General features: G+C 71.1%; 15 protein-coding genes. 7 read left to right on the top strand and 8 right to left on the bottom strand.

From position 1 onward, the window contains the following. The first annotated feature begins 20 nt into the window (after window positions 1-20). From ACFYXC_RS21220 to ACFYXC_RS21235, 4 genes are all read left to right on the top strand, one after another. The gene (locus ACFYXC_RS21220; protein WP_388906300.1) at window positions 21-440 is read left to right on the top strand and encodes a MarR family winged helix-turn-helix transcriptional regulator; all 420 of its coding nucleotides are present in this window, start codon (window positions 21-23) and stop codon (window positions 438-440) included. Between the two features lie 131 nt (window positions 441-571). Continuing rightward, the gene (locus ACFYXC_RS21225) at window positions 572-904 is read left to right on the top strand and encodes a rhodanese-like domain-containing protein (protein ID WP_388906296.1); all 333 of its coding nucleotides are present in this window, start codon (window positions 572-574) and stop codon (window positions 902-904) included. 135 nt (window positions 905-1,039) lie between these two features. Then, on the top strand, window positions 1,040-1,687 hold the full coding sequence (locus ACFYXC_RS21230) for an HD domain-containing protein (RefSeq protein WP_388906293.1): 648 nt from the start codon (window positions 1,040-1,042) through the stop codon (window positions 1,685-1,687). Beyond that, window positions 1,675-2,667: a GlxA family transcriptional regulator gene (locus ACFYXC_RS21235; RefSeq protein ID WP_389553624.1), complete on the top strand. Its 993-nt coding sequence runs from the start codon at window positions 1,675-1,677 to the stop codon at window positions 2,665-2,667. The genes ACFYXC_RS21230 and ACFYXC_RS21235 overlap by 13 nt, the downstream gene beginning before the upstream one ends. Window positions 2,668-2,842: 175 nt before the next feature. Here ACFYXC_RS21235 and ACFYXC_RS21240 read toward each other — a convergent pair whose 3' ends face one another. Together ACFYXC_RS21240 and ACFYXC_RS21245 are read right to left on the bottom strand one after the other, a co-directional pair. Then, window positions 2,843-4,114 (bottom strand): NAD(P)/FAD-dependent oxidoreductase, encoded by a 1,272-nt coding sequence (locus tag ACFYXC_RS21240; protein ID WP_389553625.1) that lies wholly within the window; start codon window positions 4,112-4,114, stop codon window positions 2,843-2,845. Between the two features lie 155 nt (window positions 4,115-4,269). Continuing rightward, entirely contained in the window at window positions 4,270-5,214 is a 945-nt protein-coding gene (locus tag ACFYXC_RS21245; RefSeq protein ID WP_389553626.1) for an RNA polymerase sigma-70 factor, read from the bottom strand. Between the two features lie 119 nt (window positions 5,215-5,333). Between ACFYXC_RS21245 and ACFYXC_RS21250 the strand changes: the two genes are divergently transcribed. From ACFYXC_RS21250 to ACFYXC_RS21260, 3 genes are all read left to right on the top strand, one after another. After that, entirely contained in the window at window positions 5,334-5,927 is a 594-nt protein-coding gene (locus tag ACFYXC_RS21250; RefSeq protein WP_388906282.1) for a TetR/AcrR family transcriptional regulator, read from the top strand. A gap of 106 nt (window positions 5,928-6,033) precedes the next feature. Beyond that, window positions 6,034-6,723 (top strand): type 1 glutamine amidotransferase domain-containing protein, encoded by a 690-nt coding sequence (locus tag ACFYXC_RS21255; RefSeq protein ID WP_389553627.1) that lies wholly within the window; start codon window positions 6,034-6,036, stop codon window positions 6,721-6,723. A gap of 160 nt (window positions 6,724-6,883) precedes the next feature. Then, window positions 6,884-7,375 carry a nucleotidyltransferase domain-containing protein gene (locus tag ACFYXC_RS21260; protein WP_388906277.1) on the top strand — a complete coding sequence of 164 codons (492 nt, stop codon included), beginning with the start codon at window positions 6,884-6,886 and terminating at the stop codon, window positions 7,373-7,375. A 34-nt stretch (window positions 7,376-7,409) separates the two neighbouring features. Here ACFYXC_RS21260 and ACFYXC_RS21265 read toward each other — a convergent pair whose 3' ends face one another. The 6 genes from ACFYXC_RS21265 to ACFYXC_RS21290 all read right to left on the bottom strand — a co-directional run bounded on the left by ACFYXC_RS21265 (window position 7,410) and on the right by ACFYXC_RS21290 (window position 18,175). Beyond that, the gene (locus ACFYXC_RS21265; RefSeq protein WP_389553628.1) at window positions 7,410-9,026 is read right to left on the bottom strand and encodes a glycoside hydrolase family 13 protein; all 1,617 of its coding nucleotides are present in this window, start codon (window positions 9,024-9,026) and stop codon (window positions 7,410-7,412) included. A gap of 181 nt (window positions 9,027-9,207) precedes the next feature. After that, window positions 9,208-10,083, bottom strand: a complete 876-nt coding sequence (locus tag ACFYXC_RS21270) for a carbohydrate ABC transporter permease (RefSeq protein WP_389553629.1) — start codon at window positions 10,081-10,083, stop codon at window positions 9,208-9,210. A gap of 19 nt (window positions 10,084-10,102) precedes the next feature. Further along, complete coding sequence (locus ACFYXC_RS21275; RefSeq protein ID WP_389553630.1) at window positions 10,103-11,065, bottom strand: carbohydrate ABC transporter permease; 963 nt, start codon at window positions 11,063-11,065, stop codon at window positions 10,103-10,105. A 74-nt stretch (window positions 11,066-11,139) separates the two neighbouring features. Next, the gene (locus ACFYXC_RS21280) at window positions 11,140-12,555 is read right to left on the bottom strand and encodes an ABC transporter substrate-binding protein (protein WP_389553631.1); all 1,416 of its coding nucleotides are present in this window, start codon (window positions 12,553-12,555) and stop codon (window positions 11,140-11,142) included. Window positions 12,556-12,788: 233 nt separating this feature from the next. Continuing rightward, entirely contained in the window at window positions 12,789-13,802 is a 1,014-nt protein-coding gene (locus tag ACFYXC_RS21285) for a LacI family DNA-binding transcriptional regulator (protein ID WP_389553632.1), read from the bottom strand. Between the two features lie 68 nt (window positions 13,803-13,870). Beyond that, window positions 13,871-18,175, bottom strand: a complete 4,305-nt coding sequence (locus tag ACFYXC_RS21290) for a discoidin domain-containing protein (protein WP_389553633.1) — start codon at window positions 18,173-18,175, stop codon at window positions 13,871-13,873. Window positions 18,176-18,503: the final 328 nt, after the last annotated feature.

Here is an 18,503-nt window from a genome sequence, read left to right on the forward strand (position 1 = left end):
GTTCGCGTAACCTGCGGCTCATGCCGGAAGAACCCCCCTTCAGCCCCACCGTGACGCTGCTGACGGTCGCCCGGGTGTGGGAGGCGGCCTACGCCGAGGGCCTGAAGCCGCTCGGGCTCACCACCCGCAAGTACGGGCTCCTGGGACACATCCGCGGGACTCCGGGCATCTCGTTCAGCGAGCTCGCCCGGCGCTCCCGCATCACCGTGCAGAGCGCGCACACCGCGGTGGCGGCGTTCGTCGCGGCGGGACTCGTCGACGACGGGACCGCGCACGCCGGGTCCGCGTCGAGCCTGCGGGTCACCGCCGGAGGTGAGTCGCTGCTCGCCCGCGCCGCCGAGGTGGTGGCGCGTCTGGACCGGGAGTTCGCGGCGCAGCACCCCGAGCTCACCGAGGCGCTGCGCGCGCACATGACACGGGCGGCATCGGCGACCGACTGACCTTCAGCTAAACTGAAGGTTATGGACCTCCAGCCGCCGTCCACCGAGGACGACCACCTGCCGGAGCGCGGCATCCTCGTGATGCACCGCGCGCATGACGCTTACCACGTGCGACGGGAGGCGCGGAGCGCATGAGCTTCCGGCACTACCTGCGCCGGCCACCGGCCGTCAGCGCCGCCGAGGCGGTCCGCCTCGTCGCGGAGGGCGCGCTCGTCGTGGACGTCCGGCGGGCGTTCGAGTGGAATCGGGTGCATATCCCGGGCGCCGTGCACATACCGCTCGAAGAGCTGCCCGAACGCTGTGTGGAGCTCCCCGAGGACCGCCTCCTCATCGCCTTCTGCACGGGCGGCCTGAGGTCCGCCGGAGCGGCCAACCTGCTGGTGGAGAACGGTTTCGAGGCGGTCAACATGAGCCGCGGTCTCATCGACTGGCGCTCCGCCGGGGGGCCGCTCACCACCCCGTGAGCCGTCCCGCCCCGGACCGGCGCGTGTCGGTATCTGTGGGTCATACAGCCGGATCGCCATGGCGCGGTCGGGGCGGCCGGGCGGAGGCTTGGGGCACGGCCGCAGCCGCGGCCACCGGACCGGAGGGCGAGCACGATGACGCGAGCAGAGACAGCGACGGCGGGCGTACGCGTCCCGGACACGAAGCTGGCCCGCGAGGCGACGGAACTGGTGCGGGACAGCGCCGACGAGCTGATCTACCACCACTCCCGGCGGGTGTACTTCTTCGGCGTTCTGCGCGGACGGGAGCGCGACCTCGGCTTCGACCCCGAGCTGCTCTACATCGGCGCCATGTTCCACGACCTCGGACTCGGCGAGGCCCACCGGAACAGCGGACGCCGTTTCGAGGTGGACGGCGCCGAGGAGGCGAAGAGGTTCCTCCTGGCACACGACGTGCCGCAGGACAGCGTCCGGCGGGTGTGGACGGCGATCGCGCTGCACACCACGCCGGGTGTGCCGGAGTTCATGGAGCCGGAGGTGGCGCTGGTGACGGCGGGGGTCGAGTACGACGTCCTCGGCATCGGATACCACCAGGTGTCCGAGGAGGATCGTGCCGCGATCGTGGCACTGCATCCGCGGCCCGACTTCAAGCACGGCATCCTGCGTGCCTTCACCGAAGGCGTCCGGTCCAAGCCCGGCACGACGTTCGGCAATGTCAAGGCGGACGTCCTGGCGCACTGTGTGCCGGGATTCCAGCGAGGTGATTTCGTCCGGACGATCCTGGACTCCCCGTGGACCGAGTGACCCGGCGTCCCCGCCATGTCGTGGGGATCGTCGCCTTCGACGGGGTGCAGTTGCTCGACGTGACCGGCCCGGCCGAAGTCTTCGGCACGGCCAACGCCTTCGGCGCGGACTACGACGTCCGCGTCGTCTCCCCCGACGGACAGGACGTCCGTACCTCCGCGGGCGTGCGGATCGGTGTCGACGGCACCCCCGCCGGTCTGCCCCGTCGGCTGGCGACGCTGGTCGTGCCCGGCAGACGCGACTGGCACGAGGCCGTCACGGACGCCGCCCTCACCACGCTGATCGCGGAGCTGGCCGCCCGGTCGGCGCGGGTGACGTCGGTGTGCGCCGGCGCCTTCCTCCTGGCCGAGACGGGTGTCCTCGACGGACGACGGGCCGCGACGCACTGGGAACTCGCGTCGGAGCTGGCCGTCCGGTATCCCGCCGTGCGGGTGGAGCGGGATCCGGTGTTCGTGCGGGACGGCGCCGTCCTCACGTCGGCGGGGGTCACGGCCGGCATCGACCTGGCCCTCGCCATGGTCGAGGACGACAACGGGTCCGACGTCGCCCGGGACGTCGCCCGGCAGCTGGTCGTCTTCATGGCCAGGCCGGGCGGGCAGTCCCAGTTCAGCGCCCGGCTCACTCCCCGCCATGCCCGGCACCCCGTCGTCCGCCGGGTGATGGACCAGGTGCTGGCGGATCCGACGGTCCCCTACAGCCTGGACGCGCTGGCTCGGCAGGCGGGGGTCAGTGCCCGGCACCTCGGGCGGCTGTTCCGCCACGAGGTCGGCCTGACGCCCGGTCAGTACCTGGAGGCGGTACGGCTGGAGGCCGCGCAGGCACTGCTGGAGGGCGGCACCGACACCATGGAGGAGGTCGCCAGGAACGCCGGGTTCGGCTCGTCGGAGTCGCTGCGGCGCATCTTCCGCCAGAGTGTGGGTGTCTCGCCGACGGTCTACCGTGCCAGGTTCCGGAGCACCGGCCGGACCGTCACGCGGTGACCGGCCACGACCTGCCCCGAGGAGCCGTTGGGCGGCGTGGCGCGGTGTGCCGCCGCCCCGCCCGCCCGGACAGCCGACCCCGGGCCGCAGCCGCGGCCTCGGTCCGGAAGGCCGGCCGACCGATCGCGGCACGGACTCGACCGTCGCCGGCCGGACCGCAGGACGCGGACCGCCGTCAGGTCGACGCCTCGGCGGCCGTCCGCGTCGTCCGGGCCGGCTCCCCCACGACCCGGCGGCGACGGACCGGCCGTCCGAGGGTCGGGTGGGCGACGCCCCAGGCCGCGCCCTTGCAGACCAACTCCTTGTAGACGGCGGCGAGTCGGCCGGTCAGGGCCGCGTCGACGGCCCGGTCGTCGGCGGTGACGTACTGGATCAGGCCCTCCTTGCGGCCCAGCGAGACGCACTGGTTGACGTAGCGGATCGGCGCGTCCGGGGCTGTGCCACCCGTCAGGCGTGCCGCGACGGCGTCGGCGGTCCGCCAGGCGGCGGGCGTGCCCGAGGCGCACGACATCCGCAGCGGCTTGTCGCCGTGCCCCAGCGCCATGGCCGCGTCGCCGACGACGTACACGTCCGGGTGCGAGACCGAGCGCATGGTCCTGTCGACCACGACCCGGCCCGTGCCGGTGGTCTCCAGGGCGGTGGCCCGCGCGAGCGGATGGACGGCGAAACCGGTCGTCCAGACGGTGACCGCGGCGGGCACGGCCGGTCCGTCGGCGGTGAGGACGCGGTCGGCCTCGACGCCGGTGACGGCGGTGTGCTCGTGCACGATGATGCCGAGCCTGCCGAAGACCTTCCGCAGGTGGCTCCGGCCCCTGTCCGAGAGCCAGTCGCCGAGCCCGCCGCGGGCGACGAGCGTCACCATGAGGTCCGGGCGGGCCTCGGCGAGTTCCGTCGCGGCCTCCACGCCGGTGAGACCGCCACCGACGACGACCACGGGCCGGCCGGCGTCCAGCCGGGCCAGCCGCTCGCGCAGCCGGAGCGCGCCGGGGCGGCTCGCGATCTCGTGGGCGTGCTCGACGACGCCGGGCACACCCTGATCGTCCCAGCCGCTGCCGAGGGCGTACACGAGGGTGTCGTACGGGAGTTGCTCCGCGGCAGGGCGCGCTTCGGCACCGCCGGTCGCCTTCGCGCCACCGGTTGCCTTGATGCCACCGGCTGCCTTCACGTCACCCTTCACCTCGACGGTGACCGTCCTGCGGTCGACGTCGACGCCGGTGACCGTGGCGAGCCTCAGCTCGACGCCGGTGCCCGCGAACATCTCGTCGAGGGGCCTGGGCCTCAGGTCCTGGCCGACCGCGAGCTGGTGCATCCGGACCCGCTCCACGAAGTCGGGCTCGGCGTTGACCAGGGTGATGGCGACGTCGTCACGGTGCAGCCGCCTGGCGAGGCGGCCGGCCGTGATGGCTCCGGTGTATCCGGCGCCGAGAACGATGATGCGATGCTGCATTTTTCTGGCTCCTGTCTGCGCGGGTCCACCGTGTCGAGCGCGGTGTCGCCCCATGAACCGGGCAGCACGCCGTTTCCTGACAGGAACAGCATGTGAAGCAGCTCACAACGGCCTCGAAGCCATAAAGGGGAGCAGTCAGGGCACCGGCTCCGCGGTCAGAGAGCGCGGAACAGCGGTTCTCCGTGCTCGGTGGCGGCCCACCGCTCGGTCGCGCGCCGGAGCTTGTCGGGGTTCGCCTGACTGCGGAACGCGGCGATGCCTTCCGCCGTGATCTCCAGGCACATGATCCCCACGACCCGGCCCTCGACGACCGCCACGACAGCGGGGTCGCCGTTGGCGGTCGTCACGTGGATCTCGGGCGAGCCGCCGACCAGCGCGCGCTTGGACGGGGCCGGCTTGAACAGGCCCCGCAGGAACTTCGCGACCGCGAGGGCGCCCTCGAACGGCTTGGTGCGGGCCGGGACCTTGCCACCCCCGTCGCCGACCGAGACGGCGTCGGCGGTGAGCAGCCGCACGAGCGGCTCGGTCCTCCCCGTGGTGGCCGCCGACAGGAACTCTTGCACGACCTGCCGGGCGGCGGCCGCGTCGACCGCGGTGCGGGCCCTGCCCTCCGCGAGGTGCTTCTTGGCGCGGTGGAAGATCTGCTGGCTGGCGGCCTCGGTGATGCCGAGGAACCCGGCGACCTCCCGGTGCGGGTAGTCGAAGGCTTCCCGCAGTACGTACACGGCCCGCTCGTGGGGAGACAGCCGCTCCATGAGGGTCAGGACCGCGTACGAGAGCGACTCGCGCTGCTCGGCGGTGCCCGCCGGGCCGAGCATCGAGTCCCCTTCGAGCAGCGGTTCGGGAAGCCACTGGCCCACGTACCTCTCCCGCCGGGCCCGTGCGGAGGTGAGCACGTTGAGACAGAGGTTGGTGAGCACCCTCGTGAGCCAGGCTTCCAGGACCTCGATCCGCTCGGTGTCGGCGGCCTGCCACCGCAGGAAGGTCTCCTGCACGACGTCCTCGGCCTCGCCGGCGGAGCCGAGGAGGCGGTACGCGATGGCCTCCAGCCGGGGCCTGAGGGTCTCGAACCGGTCCACGTCCTGCATGGTCAGCGGCATGGCGGGATCCTAGCGGGGCGGCGCCGGCGGCCTCGGTACGGGGTCGGACGCGACCCGGAGCCGCAGCTGCCCGCGCCGCGACTAGACGACCGGTCTAATCATGCGCTACGGTTACCGACATGCCAGCCACCGCACGCACCGCCGACACCCGTCGGAACATCCTCGACGCCGCCCAGCGGATCATGGCCCACAAGGGCTACTCCGCGGTCGGCATCAACGAGGTGCTCGCGGAGGCAGGCGTCCCGAAGGGCTCCTTCTACCACTACTTCAGCTCGAAGGACGCCTTCGGAGAAGCGCTGCTTCGGCGCTACTTCGACGAGTACGTCGCCGACATGGACCGCGTCTTCGCGCGGCCCGGCCGGTCGGCCGCCGAGCGGCTGACGGCCTACTGGCAGCAGTGGCGGGAGACCCAGAGCCTCGACGACTGCCAGGGCAAGTGCCTGGCCGTCAAGCTCGGCGCCGAGGTCTCGGACCTGTCGGAGCCGATGCGACTGGTCCTCAAGGAGGGCACGGACGCGATCGTCAGCCGTCTGGAGCGGACGATCGCCGACGGCCTCACGGACGGATCGGTCGCACTCGACACCGACCCCCGCAGCACGGCGCAGGTCCTCTACGACATGTGGCTCGGCGCCAGCGTCATGGCGAAGATCCACCGCAGCCCCGCACCGCTCGACACCACCACGGCGATGACCCGCCGCATACTCCACCTGTGAGCACCGGCCCGCGTCACGATGCGCGGCCGGAGGTGCCGGCTTTTCTTCACCCACCCCTAGACGACCGGTCTAATCATCGGTCCACACGGTTCAGGAGCAAGCAGACATGAAGGTTCTTGTCGTTCTCACCTCGCACGACGAACTCGGCGACACCGGCCGCAAGACCGGTTTCTGGCTGGAGGAGCTGGCCGCGCCCTACTACCGCTTCCAGGAGGCGGGCTGGGAGATCACACTCGCCTCCCCCGAGGGCGGCCGCCCGCCGCTGGACCCGAAGAGCAACGAGCCCGATTTCCAGACCGACCTGACCCGCCGGTTCGAGTCCGACGCGGAGGCGACCGCGGCCCTGGCGGACACCGTGCGCCTGGACTCCGTCTCGGCCGACGACTTCGACACGGTCTTCTACCCCGGCGGCCACGGCCCGCTGTGGGACCTGGCCGAGGACCCGCACTCCGCGCGGCTGATCGAGACGACCCTGCGCTCGGGCAAGCCGCTCGCGGTGGTCTGCCACGCCCCCGGCGTCCTGCGCCACGCGGTCAACGAGGACGGCACGCCGCTGGTGCGGGGCAAGAAGGTCACCGGATTCACCAACTCCGAGGAGGAGGGGGTCGCGCTCACCGAGGTCGTCCCCTTCCTCGTCGAGGACGAGCTCAAGCGGCTCGGCGGCATCTACTCCAAGGGCGACGACTGGGCTCCCTACGTCGTCCAGGACGGCCTGCTGATCACCGGTCAGAACCCGGCCTCCTCGGGCCCGGCCGCCGACGCCCTGGTCGAGCTCGTGGGCAAGGCCGGCGCGTAGGCGGGTGCGGGCCGGCGGCGTACGCGGGACCTGGCGGAGGAGCGCATGGTGACGGCCGGCCGCCGGCCCCGCGAGTCGGCCGGCGCCGAGGCGCCTCTCAGGCCACCGCGCACAAATCCGCTCGTCGGGCCCGCTGCCGGGCCGCTACGGTGCTCGCGTGATGAGCGCTGACGACGTACTGGGCGTCCTCGCCGTGCTGCGTGCCGCGGACGCCGACGTCTGGGTGGGCGGCGGCTGGGGCATCGACGCCCTGGTCGGGGAGCAGACGCGCCGCCACCGTGACCTGGACCTGATGCACCGGGCGGACCAGGAGCGGACCGTGGTGGCGGCCCTCTCGGCGGCCGGCTTCACCGAGACCCTCGACGGGCGTCCCGTGCGGTTCGTGGTCACGGACCCGCACGGTCGCGAGATCGATCTGCACCCGCTGGTCTTCGCGGCCGACGGGTCCGCGGTGCAGGCGTCCCCCGACCCGCACCGCCCGTTCGTCTACCCCGCCCCGTGCTTCGTCAGCGGCACGGTCCGCGGCGCGAGCGTCCCGTGTCTGTCGGCGGAGCAGCAGGTGTACTTCCACCAGGGGTACGCGCCGACCGACCGCGACCGGCATGACATGGCCGAGCTCCGACGGGTCTTCGGCGTGGCCACCCACTTCTGAGCCCGGCGCCGCTCCCCGGACCCGGCCCGGGCCCTCATCCCCGCAGCCACACCGCCGTGTCGCGGGGCAGCCCGCCGTCGGTGTCCAGCGGGCCGCTGGCAAGGAGGATCTCCGTGTGGTCCGGCAGGGCGGCCGGGGTGTCGGCCAGGTTCACCACGCAGATCAGCTCCGGGGAGCGGCGGAAGGCGAGGACGCCGTCGTCGGAGGGCAGCCAGTCCAGGGTGCCGTCACCAAGGGCCGGGTCGGCGCGGCGCATCCCCAGCGCGGCGCGGTAGAGGTTCAGCATGGACCGCGGGTCGGCGGCCTGGCGGTCGGCCGCGTACCCCGGCCAGTCCTCGGGCTGCGGCAGCCAGGGTTCGGTGCGTGAGCCGAAACCGGCGTACGGGGCGTCGGCCACCCACGGCAGCGGGACCCGGCAGCCGTCGCGGCCGGGGTCGGTGCCGCCGGAGCGGAAGTGCATCGGGTCCTGGATGCGGTCCGGGGGGATCTCGGCCTCGGGCAGGCCCAGTTCCTCGCCCTGGTAGAGGTAGACGGAGCCGGGCAGGGCCAGGGTGAGCAGGGCGGCGGCGCGGGCCCGGCGGGTACCGAGCCGCAGGTCGGTCGGGGTGCCGAAGGTCTTGGTGGCGAAGTCGAAGCCGGTGTCGCGGCGCCCGTAGCGGGTGACCGTGCGGGTGACGTCGTGGTTGCACAGCACCCAGGTGGCCGGGGCGCCGACCGGGGCGTGTTCGGCGAGGGTGTCGTCGATGGCGGCGCGCAGTCGGTCCGCGTCCCAGGGGCACGACAGGAAGGTGAAGTTGAACGCGGTGTGCAGTTCGTCGGGGCGCAGGTAGCGGGCGAAGCGCTCGGAGTCCGGCAGCCACACCTCGCCGACGAAGACGCCGCCGTACTCGTCGGCGATCCGCCGCCAGGAGCGGTAGATCTCGTGCAGGTCGTCCCGGTCGATGTACGGGTGGGGGTCGCGGCCCTCCACGAAGTCGGGCAGGTCGGGGTCCTTGGCGGGCAGGGCGGCGGAGTCGATGCGTACGCCCGCCACTCCGCGTTCGAACCAGAACCGCAGCACCTCCTCGTGTTCCTCCCGTACGGCGGGGTGGGCCCAGTTGAGGTCCGGCTGCTGCGGGGTGAACAGGTGGAGGTACCACTCGCCGTCCTCGACCCGGGTCCAGGTGCGGCCGGAGAACTGCGACGGCCAGTCGTTGGGCGGGAGTTCGCCGTGTTCGCCGCGGCCGGGACGGAAGTGGAAGAGCTTGCGCTCGGGGCTGCCCGGGCCGGCGGCGAGTGCGGCCCGGAACCAGGGGTGCTGGTCGGAGACGTGGTTGGGCACGATGTCCACGATGGTGCGGATGCCGAGCCCGCGGGCCTCGGCGATCAGCCGCTCGGCCTCGTCGAGGTCACCGAAGGCGGGGTCGATGCTGCGGTAGTCGGCCACGTCGTAGCCGCCGTCGGCCAGCGGGGACAGGTACCAGGGGGTGAACCAGATCGCGTCGACGCCCAGTTCGGCGAGGTGGGGCAATCTCGACCGTACGCCCGCGAGATCCCCGGTGCCGTCGCCGTCGCCGTCGGCGAAACTGCGCGGGTACACCTGGTAGATGGCGGCACCGCGCCACCAGTCGTCGGTGTGGCCGGGGGTCGTACCGGGCTGGGGGACTGCCACGTGTGGGTCCTTTCGGGGCAGGGGTGGTTCTCCGCCGCCGCCCCGGACAGCGAGGCGTCGGGAACGGGGTGGCGGCGGAGGATCGGTGGGGGCACCGCGGGGTGTTCGCCGCGGGTGGGCGGGGACGCGGGTGGGTGCGGTGGTGGTGCCCGGACGGCGCACGGCCCGTGCGGGTGCTCGGTCAGCCCTTGAGGCCGCCGGCCGTCAGTCCGCTCATGATGTTGCGCTGGAAGACGAGGAAGAGGACGAGCGTGGGCAGGGACGCGATGGTCAGCGAGGCGATCAGCACGTTCTCGGGCACGCTGGTGGCGAGCGAGTAGACACCGACGGCGAGGGTCTGCTTCGACGGGTCGGGCAGGACCAGCATCGGCCAGAGGAAGTCCTTCCAGACGCCGACGACGGCGAAGATGGACACCACGCCGAGGATGGGCCGGGAGACCGGCAGCACGATGGACCACAGGACCCGCAGTGGGCCGGCGCCGTCCATCGACGCCGCGTCGAGCAGTTCTTTGGGGATCGAGTCGAAGAACCGCTTGAGCAGGAAGATGTTGAAGGCGTTGGTGACCGACGGGAGCCAGATCGCCCAGGGCGAGTTGAGCAGATTGCGTTCGACGATCGGCACGTCCAGCGCGGTCAGGTACTGCGGTACGACGAGGACGGTCGCCGGGATCATCAGGGTGGCGAGCATCAGTCCGAGGATCGCCTTGCCGAGGACGGGTCGCAGCTTGGACAGCGAGTAGGCGGCGGCCACGTCGAGCACCAGTTGGAAGGCGAGCGCGCCGAAGGCGTAGTACAGGGTGTTGAACAGGAGTCGGGCGAGGTCCATCACCTCCCAGGCGCGTTCGTAGTTCTCCGGGTGGACGGAGCCCGGCACCCAGGTGGGCGGGGTCTGGACGGCTTCCTGGGTGGTCTTGAGCCCGCTGGTCACCATCCAGTACAGCGGGCCGAGGAAGGCCAGCGTGAACAGGGCGACGACGACCGCGAAGCACACCCAGTACAGGACCTTGCCGCGGGGGCGGGCCAGTTGGGCGGGTGAGATGAGCGTGCGAGTGGACATGTGCTTGTCTCCCCCGGTCCTAGTCCTGGTCGGCGCGGCTGAGCTTGGTGTAGACGGCCGAGAAGCCGGCCAGGAGTACGAGCAGGAGCAGGCCGAGCGCCGCGGCGGCGCCGTAGTTGTTGAAGTTGAAGGCGTACTGGTAGATCAGGTACACGACGGTGGTGGTGGAACCCTCGGGTCCGGCGCCGCCGGTGAGCAGGAACGGCTCGATGAAGACCTGCATGGTGGCGATGATCTGCATGAGGAGCATCAGCAGCAGGATGAGCCGGGTCTGCGGGACAGTGACGTGCCACACCTTGCGGAAGAGCCCCGCGCCGTCGAGTTCGGCGGCCTCGTACAGCTCACCCGGCACACCCTGGAGTGCGGCGAGGTAGATGAGGGTCGCGCCGCCCATGTTCATCCAGGTCGAGGCGACGACCACGGAGAGCATCGCGGTGTCCGGGTCCTGGAGCCACTGCTGGGCGGGGACGCCGAGGACGCCGAGTATCTCGTTGAACATGCCGTACCCGGGGTCGTACAGGTACTTGAAGAGCAGGACCGACGCGGTGGGCGGGAGCATCACCGGCAGATAGACCAGGAGCCGCAGATAGCCCTGGCCGTGCCGGAACTCGTTGATGACCAGGGCGGTGAGGAAGGGGACGACGAAGCCGAGGAGCAGGGCCAGGACGGTGAACCACAGGGTGTTGCGCCATGCCTGGCCGAAGGCCGGATCGTTCCAGACGGTGACGAAGTTGTCCCAGCCCACCCAGCTGACGCGGCCGTCCTCGGTCTTCTGGAAGGCGAGGAGGAACTCCCGGACGATCGGATACCAGGAGAAGAAGGCGAAGCACAGCACCGCGCCGATGAGGAAGCCGTGGGCGGTGAGGTTGCGGCGCAGGACCTTGCCGAACCCGCCGCCCCGGAGGCGCGGGGTGCCGGTGCGGGGCCTGCGGGGGCGGCGGTCCCGGACCGCCGGATCCTTGGTGAGGGTGGGGGCCGACATGGTCGCTCCTTGACGTGCTGCGGCGGCGCGCGGGCGGGCCGGGCGGTGGTGGCACCGCCCGGCCCGCCACCCGGTCACTGGGTGGCGAGGACCTGGTTGACCTGGGACTCGGCGGTGGACAGGAGCTTGTCGATGTCGGCGTCCTTGTTGGTGAGGACGCCGGACATGACGTTGTCGAGGACCTTGTAGATCTCCTGGGCCTTCGGCGGTTCGGCCTTGCCGGGGACCGGGTTGTCGGTGAACGCCTTGAAGTTCTCCACCGGCATGGTGGCGAACTCCTTGCGGGCGGCGGCGTCCTTGGCCCTGGAGCCGTTCAGCCACAGGTCGGGCTGCGGGAGCCCCACGGGCAGGCCGTCCGCCTTGTGGCGCTTCCAGTCGTAGTGGCCCTTGCCGACCGTGGTGAACTTGAAGTTCAGCCAGGCGACGGCGGCCTTGACCTTGTCGGCCGAGATGCCCTGCTTGATCATGTAGTTGTTGCCGCCCGCGAGGGTGTTCTCGCCGCCGGGGATGGGGCCCATGCCGAAGTTCTCGTACTTGGCGCCGAGTTGCTGGACCATGTACGTGACGTCGTCGGGCGCGGCGAGGAACATGCCCAGTTTGTCGGTGGCGATCTGCTTCTGGAGGTCGCCCCACTTCAGCAGCTGGGTCTTGCCCATCGACTCGTCCTCCCAGCGCATGGCGTGCAGGTTCTTCACGACCTGCTTGCCGATGTCGCTGTTGAAGGCGGCCTTCTTGCCGCTCGCGTCGACGATGTCGCCGCCGAGGCTGTACATCTGCGCGGTGAAGTGCCAGCCGCCGGTGTTGGCCGCGCTGTACTCGCCGAAGCCGGCGACGCCGCCGCCGAGGCCCGCGATCTTCTTGGCGGCGCGGCGGACCTCGTCCCAGGTCTTCGGCGGGGCGTCCGGGTCGAGGCCGGCCTCCGTGAAGAGCTTGCGGTTGACGAGCAGGCCCATGCGGTAGTTGCTGGTGGGCAGGCCGTAGAGCTTGCCGTCCTGCTTCAGCGAGCCGAGGACCTCCGGGTCGATGTCCTTCAGCAGCGGGACCGTCCTGTCGTTGACGTAGGCCGTGATGTCCTGGGCGCCGTCGTTGTCGAGGACCTGCGGCAGGTCGGTGAAGTAGGTGTAGAACACGTCGGGCTGGGACTTGGCCTTGAGCATGGCGGTGAACCGCGGCGGTTCCAGACACTGGCCCGGTGTGGAGCGCCCTTCGACGCGCACGTTCGGGTACTTCTTGTTGAACTCCCTGACGTCCTCGTTCCACTGCTTGAGCTCGGCCGCCTTCGCCGCGGGGGGCATGCAGTCGATGGTGATGGACACCTTGGTCTTCGGGTCCAGCGGTGCGGCGGGGTCGGCTTTCGCGTTGCTCGAGCCGTTGTCGCCGTCGTCGCCGCTGCTGCTCGTGCCGCAGGCGGCGAGTGCCGTCAGCGTGAGCGCGGAGGCGAGGGTGACCGCGCCGGCGCGGCGGGTGCGGCGGAACCGAGCTCTACTCATGGGTGGTCCCCTTCGGGCATGAACGTGGAAGGCGCCCTCACCGCCGATGCGATGTGGGGCGCCGCACACTCAACCACCGCGAACAGATGACCGCAATATCTCGCGCAGCTTTCGTAAATGTTTGACAGTAGGACGCATACGGGTGATCTCAATGGGATGCCCGCACGCAAGCGAGAGCGCGGTGCGGCCGGGTCGGCCACACCGCGCTCGGGTCGTACGCACCGCTCCCCGGGCTACTCCCGGGGTGCCTGCGTCGTCGAGCCGCGGACCACCAGTTCCGGCTCGAACAGGAGCTCGCCGGGCTGCACCTCGGCGCCCTGGATCTGGGCGCACAGGAGGTCCACGGCGGCCCGCCCCATGGCCTCGACGGGCTGGCGCACGGTGGTCAGCGGGGGTTCCGTGCAGTTCATGAAGGCGGAGTCGTCGAAACCGACGACGGAGACCTGCTCGGGGACGGCGAGGCCACGCCTGCGGGCGGCGCGGATGGCGCCGAGCGCGAGCGGGTCGCTGGCGCAGACGACGCCGGTGACACCGCGTTCCAGCAGGCGGTTCGTCGCCGCCTGGCCGCCCTCCAGGGAGAACATCGACCGTTCCACGTACGCGTCGGGCAGCGAGCCGCCGGCCGCCTCGGCGGCCGCCCGGGCGGCGGCCAGCTTGCGCCGGGAGGGAATGTGGTCGCTGGGGCCGAGGACCACGCCGATGCGCTCGTGCCCCAGCAGCGTGAGGTGGCGCCACGCCTGCTCGACCGCGACGGCGTCGTCGCAGGAGACACAGGGGAAGTCGAGCCCCTCGATGGGGGCGTTGACCAGCACGACCGGGATGCGCCGTTCGGCGAGCTGCCGGTAGTGGTCGTGCGGCGCGTCGGCCTGGGCGAACAGACCGCCGCCGGCGAACACCACGCCGGACACGTGCTGCTGGAGCAGCAGCTCGACGTAGTCCGCCTCGGAGACACCGCCCTTGGTCTGGGTGCACAGCACCGGGGTGAGTCCCTGCTGGGCCAGCGCACCGCCGATGACCTCGGCGAACAGCGGGAAGATCGGGTTCTGCAGCTCGGGCAGGACCAGGCCGACCAGCCGTGCCCGCTCGCCGCGCAGCTGGGTGGGACGCTCGTAGCCGAGGACGTCCAGCGCGGTGAGCACGGACTGCCGGGTGGCGTCCGAGACTCCGGGCTTGCCGTTGAGGACCCGGCTGACCGTGGCCTCGCTGACCCCAACCTTCTTGGCTACCTGAGCAAGTCGTCGCGTCATGAGCGCAAGGCTAGCGCAAGCCATGCAAACGGCTTGCGCCAGCCTTTTCCGCCTCCGTCCGTGGTCCGTCAGGGGTTGATGTCGATCCTGAAGGTGGAGGTGGTGTTGCGTACGTCCACGGCGTTGCCGCCGAACCTCAGGCCGTTGAAGGTGACCTCGCCGACCGCCGGACCCTGGCCCTGTTCCGGCAGCTCGTTGGCCCACAGCCCGAAGCCCGACTTCGCGTCGTAGGCGTCCCCGCTCTTACGGGCGCCCGTGACGGAGATGTCGGTGAAGACGGTGTCCTTGATCGGGTTGACCGGCCGCCCGCCCGCGTCGTACTGGGTCTGGAACATGATCCCGCTGTACGTCGGGTCCACGATGTCCACGTCGGTGACGCGGATGCCCTGGAAGACCTTCGAGGCGGAGAACAGCCAGATGCCGGGGAAGGTCTGGTTGCCCCAGAAGTGGCCGCCGGAGCGGACCACCGAGACGTTCTCGACGGTCGTGGGAGAGGTGCCGAACCCGTTCATCGGATAACCGAAGTCCAGCGAGCTGATGGTGATGCCCGAGTAGACCAGGGTGTCGGCGATGTGGATGTTGCGGAAGGTGTTGTCGTAGCCGCCGTAGACGGCGACGCCCGCGGCCCGCCAGGTGAGGATCGAGGTCAGGTTCTCGTAGAGGTTGTCCTTCATGTCGGCGCCACCCGCGTCGATCGCGGAGAACAGCGCGAAACTGTCGTCGCCGGAGGCCCGGGACTCGTTGTTGACCACGTGGTTGTCCGTCGAGCCGTTGGTCATGTTGATCGCGTCGGCGAACGTGTTGCGGATGCGCGAGTCGCTGATCGTCACGCGGTCGGTGTTGGCGCCCCAGTAGAGGCAGACCATGTGCTCGGTCCAGGTGTTGTCGATGACGATGTCCGACACGTTCGCGAAGTCGAAGACCTTGCCGGGACCGTCGATGCGGGAGGTGTAGTTGCCGAAGTAGGCGAAGTTCCGGAACGAGGACCCCTTCGCGGAGTTCTCGGCGCGGAAGCCGACGTCGGTGTTGTCCTGGTTGGACGGCGCGTGGAACTGCGTGTACCAGGGTCCGGCGCCGACCACCTGCACGGCCTTGCCGTAGACCTGGAACTTGCTCGACGTCTGGTAGTCGCCGGGCGGCAGGTAGACGCCGGTGAGCTTGCCGGTGGTGTCCATGCGGACCCGGTCCAGGGCGTTCTGCACGTCCTGGTGACCGAAGCCGGCCGGGACCGCGTACGCCGCCGGGTCCGGGTTGGCAACCGGTGCGACCTGCTCCAGGCCGACGAAGTCGATCGCGTACCGGGAGGTGTTGGCCGCGTCCTTCTGCAGCCGGATCCTCGCCCCCTCCGGGACGGTCTCGCCGAGCATCAGGTGCGCCTCGTCGTAGATGTGCCGCGGGGCACCGGCCGACGGGGAGTTGCCCGGGCCCGCCTCCGCGCCGTACAGCCAGGCGTACTTCGAGGTGAGCGGCAGCGCCTTGCGGAAGGTGCCGTCGACGTAGACGTTGAGGGTGGCGTCGATGCCTCCGCCGCCCGCGGAGTCCGGGATGGAGAAGCGGGTGACCAGGGTGTTGGTGGCCGCCTTGGTGGTGAACTCCACATACTCGCCCGTGCTGTTGAGGGTGACGGCCTTGCGGCCGGACGCCTCGCCCGCGAGGTCGCCGACGGTCCGGTCGGGCCCGACGGTCGCCGCGCCGCCGCCGGTGGCGGCGTCCTCGGCCTCGTACAGGTCGTCGGGCATGTCTGCGCCGCGTCCGACGAACAGGGACTGGGTGGCGGTGTTGTTCTCCCGCTTGACGGGGAGTTCGTTGGCGTCGGCGGCGACGGTGGTGCGTACCGTGTACGAGCCGTTGGCGGCGGTCCAGGTGCCCAGCGTGACGGCACCGCTGGTGGCCCCCGCGGCGATCGTGCCGTCGTACGAGCCGGTCAGGGTCCGTACGGTGGTGCCCTTGGCGTCGACCAGCGTGACGGTGACACCGTGCGCGCCGCCCGCCGAGGCGGTGGTGCCCTGGTTGCGTACGGCGGCCTTGAAGGTGACGGTGTCGCCGTCCGCCGGGCCGGACGGGGTGGTGGTCAGGACCGGTACGAGGTCGGAGCTGCTGACCGGACGCACGACCAGTGACGTGGGGCTGGTGTAGGTGTTGTTGGTCTCGTTCTGCTCGATGACGGCGCCCGCGTCGTCGGCGACGGCGCTGAGCTGGTAGGTGCCGGCGTCCCGCGCACCGATGGAGGCGCTGACGGTGCGGGTCGCTCCGGCCGCGAGGGTGCCGACGGCCGCCGTGGCGACCTCGGTGCCGCCCAGCCGTAGTGCGAGGGCGCTGGCCGGGGCGGCGGCCTCGCCGCTGTTGCGGACGGTGGCGGTGAGGGTGATGGCGTCCGACTCCACCGGTGAGGCGGGCGTCGCGGTCAGCGCGGTGACCTCCAGGTCCGGGTTGGGCGCGGCGGTGCCGATCACCTGGAACTCGGCGAGCTGTCCGGCCGGAGCGCCCGTGTTGGACGTGAAGCGCAGTTGTACGTCGGCCACGCGCGCGGTGACGGGCACGGTGACGCTGTTGCCGCTCGACGGGCTGAAGGCGTAGTCCTTCGCGGCGACCAGGCTCGTGTGGCCCGAGGCGTCCTGTTCACGGCCCAGGACCTGGATGTTCTGGGTGCGGGCGCCCCAGGCGCTGTCCGGGTCGAGTTTGAGGACGAGCGAGGAGACGTCGGCGTTGGCGCCGAGCTTCACGGTGAGGGTGGCGGGGTGCCCGGAGCCCTCCCAGTAGGTGGCGGTGCTGTTGTCGTTGGCGTTCTCGGCGGCGAAGGTGTGCACGGTCGAGGAGGCCGTGATCGGCTTGCCGACCGCGAGGTTGGAGCCGGGGCCCGACGTGCCGTTGCGGGTCACGGTGTTGCTGTTGCCCGAGACGTTCCCGGCCGCGTCCTTGGCCCGCACGAAATAGGAGACCGTGGCACTCGCGGAGCGGGAGTCGGTGTAGGTGGTGACCGTGCCGCCGACCGTGGTGAGCAGGCTGTTGTTGGCGTACACCTCGTAGCCGGTGACGCCGGTGTTGTCGCTGGAGGCGTTCCACGCGAGGCGGATCTGTCCGGCGGCCGGTTCGGTGAGGGCCAGGTTCGCGGGCGCCGTGGGTGCCTGGGTGTCACCGCTCTGACCGCGGCGGGTGACGGTGTTGCTGTTGCCCGAGACGTTCCCGGCGGCGTCCTTGGCCCGGACGAAGTAGGAGACCGTGGCGCTCGCGGGACGGGTGTCGGTGTACGTGGTGACCGTGCCGCCGACCGTGGTGAGCAGTTCGTTGTCGGCGTACACGTCGTAGCCGCTGACGCCGGTGTTGTCGGTGGACGCCTTCCAGGTGAGCCGGATCTGGCCGGTGGCGGGCTCGGTGTAGGCGAGGTCCGCGGGCGCGCTCGGCGCCACGGTGTCGCCGGTCGCCGGCCCGTAGACCTCCAGCTCGGACAACTGGGCGGCGTTCTGGACGGTGTTGGCGGTGACCAGGACCCGCACGTACCGGGTGGTCGTCGCGTCGAAGGAGATCGTCACCGAGTTGCCGTCGTCCGGCGCGAACGCGTAGGCCCTGGAGGCGGTCAGGTCGGAGAAGTCGGTGCCGTTGGCTCCGCCCTGGATCTTCAGGGTCTGGCTGCGCGCCCCCCAGCCGTCGGGCAGGCGCAGCACCACACGGTCGACCCGCACGGAGGAGCCGAGGTCGGCCTGGATCCACTGCGGCAGGTCGTTGTTGCGGCTCTCCCAGTAGCTGGCCTTGCTGCCGTCGTTGGCGTTGGCCGGCACATAGGTCTCGTGGTGACTGGCGGCGGTCAGGGTGCGGCCGCGGGCCAGGTTCGCCGAGGAGTCACCGGCCTCGCGGACCTCCAGCTCGGAGAGCTGGGCGGCCTGCCAGCCGGTGTTGGCGCTGATCTCGATCCGCACGTGCCGGGTCCGGGTGGCGGGGAAGGTCACCGTCACGGTGTTGGCGCTGCCGGGGCTGAAGGTGTAGGACGCGGAGGACTTCAGGGTGGTGAAGCTCGTGCCGTCCGCGCTGCCCTGGACGGACAGGGTCTGGCTCCGGCTCTCCCAGCCGGCCGGCAGTCTCAGCACCACCTCGTCCACGCGGGCGGTGACGCCGAGGTCCGTCCGGACCCACTGGGGCAGGGTGCTGCCGGCGCTCTGCCAGTACGTTCCCTGGTCGCCGTCGGTGATGTTGCGGGCGGCGTACTCGGCGTGCGAACTGCCGGCGGTGGCGGGCCGCCCGGCGGCGAGGTTGGGGCCGGCGGCGAGGCCGGGTCCGGCCGCCGCCGCGGCGGCGGCCAGCGAGGGCAGACCCAGCAGGAGCAGGGCGGTGGCGAGGACGGCGGCCATCGCGTGCCGTCCCCGGCGTAGCTGTCTCATGTGTCCCCGATCTCCGTCCCGGTCCGGATGCGGACGGCGCCGGGGCGACTGTGTGAGTGGGTGTGCGGCACGCGCGAATGTGCGACAGGGAGGCCATCTTTTGCAGCGATCGATCAGAGAGTTGCAGACAGTCCGGCGTACGTCTATGGCGTGAACACGCCTAAAACCCGGATACCCCGGCTTCTCACGGCAGGCACGTTCCCGTATCTGCCGCTTGCGTGCGAGTTGCCGCGATAACGCAAGTGGGACCGCAAGTGACGCAAGCCGCTTCCACCTCAACCACCGTCGCTACCGGGACCGTTGACAAAGCGGAGACGGGCTAGAAACC

This window comes from Streptomyces sp. NPDC002701 (genome assembly GCF_042889045.1).
Lineage (GTDB): Bacteria > Actinomycetota > Actinomycetes > Streptomycetales > Streptomycetaceae > Streptomyces.